This window comes from Oceanivirga salmonicida (genome assembly GCF_001517915.1).
Lineage (GTDB): Bacteria > Fusobacteriota > Fusobacteriia > Fusobacteriales > Leptotrichiaceae > Oceanivirga > Oceanivirga salmonicida.
The window spans coordinates 1-10,913 of the sequence record NZ_LOQI01000057.1; the positions used below are offsets into that span (position 1 = coordinate 1).

General features: G+C 25.6%; 16 protein-coding genes and 2 pseudogenes. 15 read left to right on the forward strand and 3 right to left on the reverse strand.

Annotation, left to right across the window (positions count from 1 at the left end; all coding sequences use genetic code 11):
* A pseudogene (locus AWT72_RS09270) lies at positions 1-216 on the reverse strand (Fe-S cluster assembly protein SufB); the annotation flags it as partial.
* A gap of 34 nt (positions 217-250) precedes the next feature.
* Between AWT72_RS09270 and sufB the strand changes: the two are divergent.
* The 5 genes and pseudogenes from sufB to AWT72_RS06765 form a co-directional block, all read left to right on the forward strand.
* Positions 251-1,045 (forward strand): annotated as a pseudogene (sufB, locus tag AWT72_RS06745) (Fe-S cluster assembly protein SufB); the annotation flags it as partial.
* Entirely contained in the window at positions 1,045-2,094 is a 1,050-nt protein-coding gene (gene sufD, locus AWT72_RS06750) for a Fe-S cluster assembly protein SufD (RefSeq protein ID WP_067142751.1), read from the forward strand. The pseudogene sufB and the gene sufD, both read left to right, overlap by 1 nt.
* A gap of 10 nt (positions 2,095-2,104) precedes the next feature.
* On the forward strand, positions 2,105-3,310 hold the full coding sequence (locus AWT72_RS06755) for a SufS family cysteine desulfurase (RefSeq protein ID WP_067142754.1): 1,206 nt from the start codon (positions 2,105-2,107) through the stop codon (positions 3,308-3,310).
* Complete coding sequence (gene sufU, locus AWT72_RS06760) at positions 3,307-3,726, forward strand: Fe-S cluster assembly sulfur transfer protein SufU (protein ID WP_067142758.1); 420 nt, start codon at positions 3,307-3,309, stop codon at positions 3,724-3,726. The genes AWT72_RS06755 and sufU overlap by 4 nt, the downstream gene beginning before the upstream one ends.
* 10 nt (positions 3,727-3,736) lie before the next feature.
* Positions 3,737-4,798 carry a S66 family peptidase gene (locus AWT72_RS06765; protein ID WP_067142760.1) on the forward strand — a complete coding sequence of 354 codons (1,062 nt, stop codon included), beginning with the start codon at positions 3,737-3,739 and terminating at the stop codon, positions 4,796-4,798.
* A gap of 50 nt (positions 4,799-4,848) precedes the next feature.
* On the opposite strand, the gene AWT72_RS06770 is transcribed toward AWT72_RS06765, so the two are convergent.
* Positions 4,849-5,073 carry a hypothetical protein gene (locus AWT72_RS06770; protein ID WP_067142763.1) on the reverse strand — a complete coding sequence of 75 codons (225 nt, stop codon included), beginning with the start codon at positions 5,071-5,073 and terminating at the stop codon, positions 4,849-4,851.
* Between the two features lie 82 nt (positions 5,074-5,155).
* On the reverse strand, positions 5,156-5,440 hold the full coding sequence (locus AWT72_RS06775) for a hypothetical protein (protein ID WP_067142766.1): 285 nt from the start codon (positions 5,438-5,440) through the stop codon (positions 5,156-5,158).
* Between the two features lie 244 nt (positions 5,441-5,684).
* On the opposite strand from AWT72_RS06775, the gene rplU reads away from it, so the two are divergent.
* The 10 genes from rplU to AWT72_RS09710 form a co-directional block, all read left to right on the forward strand.
* The gene (gene rplU / locus AWT72_RS06780; RefSeq protein ID WP_067142769.1) at positions 5,685-5,981 is read left to right on the forward strand and encodes a 50S ribosomal protein L21; all 297 of its coding nucleotides are present in this window, start codon (positions 5,685-5,687) and stop codon (positions 5,979-5,981) included.
* A 2-nt stretch (positions 5,982-5,983) separates the two neighbouring features.
* Entirely contained in the window at positions 5,984-6,301 is a 318-nt protein-coding gene (locus AWT72_RS06785; protein ID WP_067142774.1) for a ribosomal-processing cysteine protease Prp, read from the forward strand.
* Between the two features lie 2 nt (positions 6,302-6,303).
* Entirely contained in the window at positions 6,304-6,591 is a 288-nt protein-coding gene (gene rpmA / locus AWT72_RS06790; protein WP_067142777.1) for a 50S ribosomal protein L27, read from the forward strand.
* Positions 6,592-6,631: 40 nt separating this feature from the next.
* Positions 6,632-7,261 (forward strand): endonuclease III, encoded by a 630-nt coding sequence (gene nth, locus AWT72_RS06795; RefSeq protein WP_067142780.1) that lies wholly within the window; start codon positions 6,632-6,634, stop codon positions 7,259-7,261.
* The gene (locus AWT72_RS06800) at positions 7,262-8,329 is read left to right on the forward strand and encodes a D-alanyl-D-alanine carboxypeptidase family protein (RefSeq protein ID WP_067142783.1); all 1,068 of its coding nucleotides are present in this window, start codon (positions 7,262-7,264) and stop codon (positions 8,327-8,329) included.
* Between the two features lie 10 nt (positions 8,330-8,339).
* Positions 8,340-8,837 carry a nitroreductase family protein gene (locus AWT72_RS06805; RefSeq protein WP_067142786.1) on the forward strand — a complete coding sequence of 166 codons (498 nt, stop codon included), beginning with the start codon at positions 8,340-8,342 and terminating at the stop codon, positions 8,835-8,837.
* 146 nt (positions 8,838-8,983) lie between these two features.
* The gene (locus AWT72_RS06810) at positions 8,984-9,187 is read left to right on the forward strand and encodes a helix-turn-helix transcriptional regulator (RefSeq protein WP_067142789.1); all 204 of its coding nucleotides are present in this window, start codon (positions 8,984-8,986) and stop codon (positions 9,185-9,187) included.
* A gap of 1 nt (position 9,188) precedes the next feature.
* Positions 9,189-9,887 (forward strand): DUF3169 family protein, encoded by a 699-nt coding sequence (locus tag AWT72_RS06815; RefSeq protein ID WP_067142792.1) that lies wholly within the window; start codon positions 9,189-9,191, stop codon positions 9,885-9,887.
* 44 nt (positions 9,888-9,931) lie between these two features.
* Entirely contained in the window at positions 9,932-10,537 is a 606-nt protein-coding gene (locus AWT72_RS09705; RefSeq protein ID WP_067142795.1) for an ABC transporter ATP-binding protein, read from the forward strand.
* 44 nt (positions 10,538-10,581) lie between these two features.
* A partial coding sequence (locus AWT72_RS09710) for a hypothetical protein (protein ID WP_197407626.1) occupies positions 10,582-10,913 on the forward strand: 332 nt, incomplete at its 3' end.

Sequence of the window (10,913 nt, forward strand, 5' to 3'; positions counted from 1 at the left end):
ATTTAATCTAAAATATGATTGTATAGGTTTTTCTACCTTTACACCCTTAGGTATATATAAAAATGTTCCACCTGACCACACTGCTGCATGTAATGCTGCAAATTTATGGTCGTCTATAGGTATTAATTGCATAAAATATTTTTTTATCAATTCTGGGTATTTTTCAACGGCTGTTTCAATATCTGTATAAATTATTCCTTGTTCTTCTAATTCTTTACTAAGATTATGGTAAACAACTTTTGAATCATATTTTAGATTAAATGCACCAGAAGCTGGTCAATACGAACATACTATAATAGTAGTAGAAGATGATGCAGATGTTCATTTTATAGAAGGTTGTTCTGCACCAAAGTATAATAAAAATGTAGTACATGCAGGAGCAGTTGAGTTATATATTGGAAAAAGAGCAAGGCTTAGATATTCTACTATAGAAAACTGGTCTAGAAATATGTATAACTTAAATACTAAAAGAGCAGTAGTTGATACTGATGGTGTAATAGAATGGATTTCAGGTTCATTTGGTTCAAAAGTATCTATGCTATACCCTATGAGTATATTAAAAGGGGAAAGATCAAGATCAGAGTATACTGGTGTAACTTTTGCAGCAGCGGGTCAATATCTTGATACTGGTTGTAAAACTATACATGCAGCATCTTATACTTCATCTAAAGTAAACTCTAAATCTATTTCTAAAAATGGTGGTTGGTGTGGTTATAGAAGCTTATTAAAAGTATTACCAGGTGTTAAAAGAGTAAAAGCAACCGCTGAATGTGAATCATTAATGTTAGATGATATGAGTAAATCAGATACTATACCAACTATAGTAGTTAATACTGATGATATAGATATAGGGCACGAAGCATCTATTGGTAGAATATCTGATGATGCTATATTTTATCTAATGCAAAGAGGTTTAACAGCAGATGAGGCTAAGGCAATGATAATAAGAGGATTTGTTGAACCAATTTCTAAGGAATTACCTTTGGAATATGCAGTAGAATTAAATAGATTAATTGAAATTGAATTAGAAGGAACGATAGGTTAATGAGATATGAAGAAATGAAAAAACCAGTGTGGAAAAGATTAGAATACACAGTGGTAGATACGATAACTAAAAAAGAATTTTCTAATGAAAATATATCTTTAATTAATATAGATAAAGATGGTATTATTTTAAATAAAATTGATTTAGAAAGACCCGCAGAATATAGGGGGCTTGGAGAATATTTTGAAGTAGAAAATACTCAAATGCTAAATCATAAATTAGGAATAACTATTACTAAAAATATAGAAGATATGATAGTTATTAGATATAATTTGGATAAAAATAATGATATTTTAGTAAATGGTATAAGTATAAATGTTGAAGAAAATGCAAGTGCTAAAATATTAATATATTATGATACAAAAGATGAAAGTTTTTGTTACCATAATGGTTATATCAAAGTTAATGCAGGTAAAAACTCAAATTTAGAATTAATAACTTTACAAAATATGAATGGAAATTCAAAAAACTTTACACAAACTGATTTTATAAATCATGAAGATAGTAATGTAGAATATTATGATTTAGAATTAGGTTCAGGAGTTAATGCTGTTGCATCTAAATCTAGACTTATAGGAGATAGAGCAAATATGCTTTACGTTCCTGCATATTTAGTAGATGAAAAAAGAAAAGCAGATTTTGAATATTCATTATTATTCCATGGTAAATACTGTAATGGAGATATTGAAGGTAGGGGAACTACAAAAGATTATGGACATAAAGTATTTAGGGGAAATATATATTTTTATAAGGGTTGTAGTAAATCTACGGCTAGTGAAGGAGAATTTTCTATATTATTAGATGACACTATAACAATACATGCAATACCCGCTATGTTATGTGATGAAGATGATGTTGTAGGAGCACATGCAGCATCTGTTGGTAAAGTTGATGAAGATAGACTATTTTACCTTATGTCAAGGGGATTTAGTGCAAAAGAAGCCAAAAAAATTGTTGTGGAGTCAACATTTAGACCTATATTTGAAAAAATTGAAATTGAAGATATAAAAGAAGAAATGTTTGAAGAAATTAAAAGAAGAATGTTGTAGGAGAACTACTATGAATAAGAATATAAGAAATCATTTTCCAATATTAAAAAATAAAGATATTGCATACTTAGATAGTGCAGCAACTACACAAAAACCCAATCTTGTTATAGAAGATATTAAAGAGTATTATGAGAATTTTAATGCAAACGCAGGCCGTGGGACACATGAACTAGCGATGATATCTAAATCAATAATAGAAAATACAAGAGAAAAAATAAAAGAATTTGTTAATTGTAAAGAGACAGGAGAAGTAGTATTTACAAAAAATTGTACAGAAGCAATAAATTTAGTTGCATATTCATATGGTCTTAATTTTTTAAAAAAGGGTGATGAAATCATATTAGGTATATCAAATCATCATTCTAATATAGTACCTTGGCAATATATAGCAAGAAAAAAAGGCGTAAAGATAAAATACATATATTTGGATAAAAATGGACAATTAGATTTAAATGACTATAAGTATAAACTTAATGAAAATACTAAATTAGTCGCTATATCATCTGTTGTTAATACAACTGGAATAATACAAAATTATAAGCAAATAATTGAATTAGCACATAAAAAAAATGTTTTAGTATTGCTAGACGTAGCACAAGCCATAGTACATTTTGAACAAAATTTTGATAAATGGAATCCAGACTTCATGGTCTTTTCAGGACACAAAATGTTTTCTAGTTTTGGTGTTGGAGTATTGGTCGCTAAAAAAGAATTATTAGAAAAGATGCCACCATTTATACTTGGTGGAGATATGATAGAGTATGTAGAAGAACAAAAATCTACTTATGCTAAAGTACCAACTAAATTTGAAGGGGGAACTTTAAATTCGGCAGCTATATCATCTTTATCAAGAGCCATTGACTATATTAGAACTATAACATATAAAGAAATAGAAAATGTAGAAAATTTACTTATGATGGAATTAATGTTTAAATTGACAAAACTTAATTTTGTAGAAATTTATTATACTGAAAATATAGATAGGGTGGCAGTAATATCATTTAATGTAAAAGGTGTACATTCACATGATACTGCATTTATTTTAGATCAACATAATGTTGCAGTTAGATCAGGGCATCATTGTACAGCACCACTATTGAAATATATGGGTGTAAATTCAACATGTCGTATAAGTTTAGGTATATATAATAATAGTGATGATATTGATAAATTAATATATGGATTAAAGCAAGTAAAAGAGGTATTTAAATTATGAATTTAGAAAAAATATATAGTCAAACAATTTTAGACTATAATTCTAGAAAAGATTTAAAAAGAGAAATTGAAAATCCAACATTGGTAGAAAGGGGTCATAACCCTAGTTGTGGAGATGATATTTTAGTATTATTAAAACTAGACAATGATAAGATAGTAGATGCTTCATTTACAGGTAATTCATGTGCAATTTCAACCGCTTCAACCGCTATGTTAATTGAAAATATAAAAGGAAAAACAAAACAAAAAGCATTAGAAATAATAAATGATTTTTTTGAAATGATGAGAACTGAATATGATGGGAATGAAGAATTACTAAATGATGCAGTTTTATTAAAATTTGTATCAAATATGCCCGCTAGAATAAAATGTGCAACACTTGCTTGGCATACTTTAAAAGTAATGTTAGAAAAATAGGGGTTATAATTTGGAAAAAGATAAAATAATAAAATTAAATAAAGGTGATAAGGTAGCAATAGTTAGTTTATCTAGTGGTATGTTAGGAGAGAAGTTTTGTTCTCATCAAATAAAGTTGGGTGTTAAAAGATTAAAAGAACTAGGATTAGAACCTGTATTTATGAAAAATTCATTAAAGGGTATAAAAGCATTGGAAGAAAATCCTATGTTAAAAGTACAAGATTTAATTGAAGCATTTAGTGATGGAAGTATAAAAGGAGTAATAACAGCAATAGGTGGAGTAGATGCGCATAAAATAATACCTCACATACTAGAAAATGTTGAATATATGAATATATTAAAAAATAATAAAAAGTTTTTTATGGGTTATTCTGATACAACAACTAATCATTTATTATTACATAAATTAGGTATAAATACCTTTTATGGACTTAGTTTTTTAACTGATTTTGCAGAATTAGATAGAGAAATGTTAGAGTATACAAAAAAATCTTTTGATAATATTTTTACAAATAAAGAGTTTAGATATAAGAGTAGTGATATTTGGTATGAAGAAAGAAAAGACTTTTCTGAAAAACAAATAAATATACCCAGAATTAGCCATAATGAAAAACGTGGTTTTGAATTGATAAAAGGAAATGAAGTTTTTAGTGGTAAACTTATGGGTGGCTGTGTTGAAAGTCTTAATGAATATATTATAGGAACTAGATATAGCGAAGTTGTAGAAATTAATAATAAGTATAAAATAGTACCAAAAGATAATAAAAATAAAATAATATTTTTAGAAACTAGTGAGAATAAGATAAGCCCTAATGAATTAAAAGAAATGTTAATTGGTTTTAGAGAATATGGATTATTTGAAAAAATAAATGGAATATTAATTGGTAAGCCACAAGATGAAATGTATTATGAAGAATATAAGAAAGTATATTTAGAAGTATTGAAAAATTATGATATATCAATAGTATATAATGTTAATTTTGGACATGCATATCCTAAAATTTTATTACAATATGATGCAAATTGTATTGTTGATATGAATAAAAAAGAAATAATTGTTGATAGAATATAAAAAAGTATAAAAAAAAGTTGATCTATTTTACTAGGTCAACTTTTAAAATACTATTTTTTGTCTTCTAATTTCCCTTTTAATGCTTTATTTTTTTCAAGAAATTGATGAAAATCAGCAGTTTTTAATATTCTTTTATTAAGCTTCTTTTTGCATTCATCTCCAATTGATTTAAGAGTTTTTCTGTTTTCAGCAGTTTCTCTTTTACCTTCACTTCTTAAAAAAGAATTTAATTCGTGATCTTGACTAAAGTTGATTAAATCTTTATCTTTATTCATGACAAATCCCCCCTTTTTATATATCATACTCCAAAAAAATTAAAAAGTCAAAAAAACTTGTATAAAAATACAAGTTTTGTTGTTATTTGCCTAAAAATTCTTTTGCTTTAGATAACATTTCTGTAAAATTTGAAAAATTTGTAAATTTACCTATGAAACTATCAAAATCAACATTTCCAATTAAACTCATTATATCCTCTGGCTTAAAATCTGGTTTAAATTTTGTAACTAATTCAGTAATTGATGAAAAAGTTGTATTATTTTTAATAAAATCATTGTTAAATAATTTATCTATTGATAAACCACCTGTTAAGTCATCTATTTTATCTCCTATAACATCTCCTGCCATTTCTTTAATATCAAACATATTAAATCCCCCCTTTATATTTAATTAAATTATAACATATTTTAAGGGGAATGTATATAAGTGCTAAAAATGTTTGAATATTTGTGATAAAAACACTAAATAAAATTATGTATTATTTTATAAAAAATAGTTGATTTAAAATTTGACAAAGGTAATAAAAATATGATAATATAAGTGGTACGCATGGTATAGGTAGGAGCTAATTACCTAGACAGCGATTTGATATAATACGGAGGTGAACGAGATGTTTGCAGTAATAAAAACTGGTGGAAAACAATATAAAGTAGAAGTTGGATCAGTATTAAAAGTTGAAAAATTAGCCGTTGAAGTAAATTCAGATGTTGAAATAAATGAAGTATTAATGTTAGATGGAAAATTTGGAAGTCCATTTATAGAAAATGCGAAAGTTATAGCAACTGTTAAAGAACATGCTAAATTAAAAAAGGTTATCAACTTTAAATATAACAAAAAGACATACTATAGAAAAAAAGGTCATAGACAACAATATACTTTAATTGAAATTAAAGAAATCAAGGGATAAGTATGATTAAAGTACTTTTTAAGAAAAAAAGAGAAAAAATACTTTTTTTCGAAATAAAAGGGCATTCAAATTTATCGGCTTATGGAACTGATATTGTTTGTGCAGCAGTTTCTTCAGTAAGTATAATGACATTAAATGGTATATTAGAATATTTAAAATATGATATTAACTATGAAGTTAATGAAGGGTATATTTTAGTAGATATATCAGATATTGAAGATAATAGAATAGATACATTAATAAATTCTATGTATTTATATTTAGAAGAATTAGCAAAACAATATCCAAAAAATTTAAAATTAAAAGTAATGGAGGTATGAAGATGTTATTAAAGTTAAACCTACAATTATTTGCCTCAAAAAAAGGACAAGGTTCTACTAGAAATGGAAGAGACTCAAATCCTAAATATTTAGGGGTAAAGAAATATGATGGTGAAATAGTAAAAGCAGGAAATATAATAGTAAGACAAAGAGGAACAAAATTCCATCCTGGAACTAATATGGGCTTAGGAAAAGACTATACTTTATTTGCGTTAACAGATGGTTATGTAAAATTTGAATCATTTGGAAAAGGTAAAAAAAGAGTAAGCATTTATCAAGAGAAAAATTAATAGCGAGCCTTTTGGCTCGTTTTTAAGTAAGTGAGTAATAATGAATAAAAAAGAAAAAATGAAATATGTAATAAAGGTATTGAAAAAAAGATTTCCAAATGCTAAAATTTCATTAGACTATGAAACTGAATATCAATTAATGGTTGCAGTTATATTATCTGCACAGTGTACTGATAAGAGAGTAAATATAGTAACGAAAGAGTTATTTAAAGTTGTAAAAGAACCTATTGATATATATAATATGGATATAGAAGAATTAGAAAAATATATTAGAAGTACAGGCTTTTTTAATTCAAAAGCAAAAAATTTGAAAAAAGGTGCAGATACTTTATATAATGAATATAATAGTAAACTGCCTAGAAATATAGAAGAATTGACTAAATTAGGTGGAGTTGGCAGAAAAACAGCCAATGTATTATTGCATGAATTGTGGGGTATATCTACAGGAATAGTAGTAGATACACATGTGAAAAAAATAAGTAAACTTTTAGGGTTTACTAAATCAGACAATGCAGTTATTATTGAAAGAGATTTAATGAAGATAGTTCCAAAAAAATATTGGGGCATAATATCACATTATTTTATATTACATGGTAGATTAAAATGTATACAAAAGAAATTAGAATGTGAGATATGTGATTTAATAAGAAAAAACAAAATAGGAGAATAAATGAAAAAAATATATATAATATGCATAATTTTTTTACAAAGTATATTATCATTTACATATAAGAGTGCATATAGTGCCTTAGATAATGGTATAGTAATTTTATCAGAAGATGCTGACACAGTTAGGCCAATAGCATCATTAACCAAACTCATGACAGTTGCAGTAGCATTAGATAGTATAGATATTGGAGAAACTACTCTGTTTAATATGGTGAAAATTGATTATGATAGCACTAGGGGAAGTTCACTACCAATATTTAAAGGCGATTTAATGAGTGTTGAAGATTTAATAAAAGCAGCATTAATATATTCTGAAAATAATGCAGCATACACATTATCTACACATATAAGTAAAACAGAAGATGAATTTGTAAAAAGAATGAATGCTAAGGCGAAAAGATTAGGAATGAATGATACAAAATTTTATACATCAACAGGGCTTCCAACTAACTATACTCAAAAAAAATTAGATGTTTCTACTGCAAAAGATATGTATAAATTGGCTAATTACTTAATTAAAGATAAAAGAGTAGTAGAATGGGCTAGTCAAAAACATTTTGAACTTAAAGGCAAATCATATAAAAGTAGAAATAAAATAATAGGCGAAAATGGTAATTTTGGTTTAAAAACTGGTTTTCATCGTAGTGCAGGTTTTAATATGATAGGGACAAATAAAATTGAAAACAATACTTTAATTGTAGTAACATTTGCCGATGAAACATTAAAAGGAAGATTTGATTCACAATTAAAAATAAGTGGAGATTATATCAAAAGATTAATAAAAATATATGATAAAAATACAATATACAAAAAAATAGCAATGAAAAACTCAAGAGAAAAATACTTAATCACTAAATTAGAAAATGACTTCTATTATCATAACTCAAATATTAAGACAAAAGAAAAAATTTATGAATTGACACCATATATAAGAAAAGGTGATATAGTAGGAGAATTTTTAATATATAATAAAGATATATTAGTAAATAAGATTAATATAATAGCAGATACTAATTTAACTAAACTTAGTTTCTGGGGGAAAATAAAATATTGGTTAGGAATTGATTAGGAGGAGTATTATGAAAGAGATATTTGAGAGAAGAAGTATTAGAACTTTTTCGAAAACATCAGTTGATGAGAATATTATAAAAGAATTACTAAGAGCGGCAATAGCAGCACCGTCAGCCCATAAAAAAGAGCCAAGAGTATTTTATGTTATACAAAATAGTGAAATATTAAAACAATTTTTTGAAAAGCATCCATATGGTAAGGCTTTTGAAACAGCCCCATTAGCAATTTTAGTATGTGCTGATAAAGAAAAAGATAGTAATATGACCTTCCTTATACAAGATTGTGCAGCTTCACTTCAAAATATAGCATTAATGGCAACACACTATAATATGGGTAGTGTATGGATGGGTGTATTAGATAATGATAATGCAGAGCAAATTACAAGAGAAATTATTGATTTACCTAAAAATCATATACCAATATCTATTATGGCAATAGGTTATAAGGATGAAGAAAGAAGACCGCATATGTCATATAAAGAAGAAATGGTTAAATGGATTAAATAATATAAACTATTTATTTAAAAGGGTTCTAAGAACTCTTTTTTTGTTTATTTAAATTTATTTTTTTAGACAATATTGACAAAGATAGTTGTCAGGGATATAATACTAATGACAAATATAATTGTCAAAAAATTGAAAGGAGAATTAATATGTCACTCTGTAATAAATTAAAGGAATTAAGAAATATAAAAGGAATAAATCAAGAAGAAATGGGGAGTTTAGTAGGTGTAAGTAGGCAAACAATAAGTTTAATTGAAAGAGGGGATTATAATCCATCTATAATAGTTTGTTTAAAACTTGCAAATGTATTAGAAGTTAGTGTAGAAGAAATATTTTGGTATGAGGGAGAATAAGATGAGTAAAGATATAAAGATTTTTATAAAATTAATATTAATTATGTTTGTAAGTGGACTAACTGGATTTTTTTCATCAAAAATTAATATAATAGATTTAGTTCTTAGAATTGAAGATACAATTATAACAAGTTCTATAATGATTTTTTATTCATTAATTTTAAGTGGAATATTTATAAGCATAATATTGTATTTTATAGGTAAAAAAAGATTGATAAAATCAATTGAAAGCGATGATTTAGATGAAAAATATTTGTATTTAGGTTTAACATTAATTCATTGTACTTACTTGCTATTACTTGGCCTATTTCTTATTAGTATTTATAGTATAAAAAATTACAATTTTAATAATGTAAGATTATTACATATGTTCCCAGTTTTAGCAGTTATAATACTTGTAATGTTAAATCATTTATATATCAAATTTATTAAATCATATAATAAAGGAAAAAAAGGTGAAGTTACTGATTTTACATTTATTACTAAATGGGTGAATAGTTGTGATGAAAGAGAACAACAAGAAATGTACAAGGCAGGATTTAAAACATATGTTTTAACACAAAACATGTTAATAATTTCTTTGGTGTTAATAGGGTTGCATACTTTTGTAACAAAGCGTGGAGTTTTTAGTATATTTATTTTAATGCTTATTTTAATAATAGAAAATATTTATTATTATATATTAACAAATAAAAAATAGTAAATAGTTTATGTAATTAGTAAATTAGATATGGAGAAATTGAAATGATAGAGATTAAAAAATTAACAAAAGCGTATGGAGATAAAATAGTAGTTAATAATCTTAATGTTGAAATAGAAGATGGTAAAGTTGTTGCATTTATTGGTCAAAATGGAGCAGGTAAAACTACAACGCTAAATATGATAACAGGAATACTTGAAATGGATTCAGGTAGTGTTAAGTTAAACGGATTAAGTGTAGAAGATAAGGGATATAAGAGACAATTTTTTTACATTTTTGATACACCAGATAGTTTTTTATATCTAACTGGTATGGAATACTTGGATTTTTTAATTGATGTATATGAAATAGATAAGATAGACATTCAAAGTAGAATTGATAAATTATTATTAGATTTTGATATGGCTGCAATAATTAATGACTATATAGAGTCGTATTCACATGGAATGAGACAAAAGATGATGATATTGGGTTCTTTGCTTGTTAGACCTAAAATTCTAATCTTAGATGAGCCATTACATGGATTAGATCCAATAATTTCATTTAAATTGAAAAATATTATGAAAGAGTATGTTAAAGAAGGGAATATAGTCTTATTTTCAACTCATGTATTAGAAGTTGCAGAAAAATTATGTGATAGTNNAAGATAAGAATTTAGAAGACATATTTTTAATATTAATGGGGGCAAATAAAGATGAATAATCAATTTAAATCACTGGTTAAACTATTTAGGGGACATTTTATTAAGACAATTAATTTAAATTTTAAAATGTTTAATAAATCTAAAAAAAATAGTTTTACAAAAGTAATATTGATAAATATTTTTTTAATGATGTTTCTTGGTATATTTATATTTTTACAAATAAAAGGTATAAAAAATTTTAATTTTGATATACAACTAACCATTTTATTAAATATACTTATACTTTTATATGTTCTACAAAATAGTGCTATGGCAATATTATCATTAGTTGATATAAATATAACGAAAAATTCATTAGTTATGCCTATTAGTATAAATAATAT

Excerpts from the sequence above, each read along its gene's own strand:
- AWT72_RS06815 (WP_067142792.1), top strand. The coding sequence starts at position 9,189 with ATGAGTAAAGATATAAAGATTTTTATAAAATTAATATTAATTATGTTT.
- AWT72_RS06770 (WP_067142763.1), bottom strand. The coding sequence starts at position 5,073 with ATGAATAAAGATAAAGATTTAATCAACTTTAGTCAAGATCACGAATTA.
- nth (WP_067142780.1), top strand. The coding sequence starts at position 6,632 with ATGAATAAAAAAGAAAAAATGAAATATGTAATAAAGGTATTGAAAAAA.
- AWT72_RS06755 (WP_067142754.1), top strand. The coding sequence starts at position 2,105 with ATGAATAAGAATATAAGAAATCATTTTCCAATATTAAAAAATAAAGAT.
- sufU (WP_067142758.1), top strand. The coding sequence starts at position 3,307 with ATGAATTTAGAAAAAATATATAGTCAAACAATTTTAGACTATAATTCT.
- AWT72_RS06800 (WP_067142783.1), top strand. The coding sequence starts at position 7,262 with ATGAAAAAAATATATATAATATGCATAATTTTTTTACAAAGTATATTA.
- AWT72_RS06805 (WP_067142786.1), top strand. The coding sequence starts at position 8,340 with ATGAAAGAGATATTTGAGAGAAGAAGTATTAGAACTTTTTCGAAAACA.
- AWT72_RS06785 (WP_067142774.1), top strand. The coding sequence starts at position 5,984 with ATGATTAAAGTACTTTTTAAGAAAAAAAGAGAAAAAATACTTTTTTTC.
- rpmA (WP_067142777.1), top strand. The coding sequence starts at position 6,304 with ATGTTATTAAAGTTAAACCTACAATTATTTGCCTCAAAAAAAGGACAA.
- AWT72_RS06775 (WP_067142766.1), bottom strand. The coding sequence starts at position 5,440 with ATGTTTGATATTAAAGAAATGGCAGGAGATGTTATAGGAGATAAAATA.
- sufD (WP_067142751.1), top strand. The coding sequence starts at position 1,045 with ATGAGATATGAAGAAATGAAAAAACCAGTGTGGAAAAGATTAGAATAC.
- rplU (WP_067142769.1), top strand. The coding sequence starts at position 5,685 with ATGTTTGCAGTAATAAAAACTGGTGGAAAACAATATAAAGTAGAAGTT.
- AWT72_RS06810 (WP_067142789.1), top strand. The coding sequence starts at position 8,984 with ATGTCACTCTGTAATAAATTAAAGGAATTAAGAAATATAAAAGGAATA.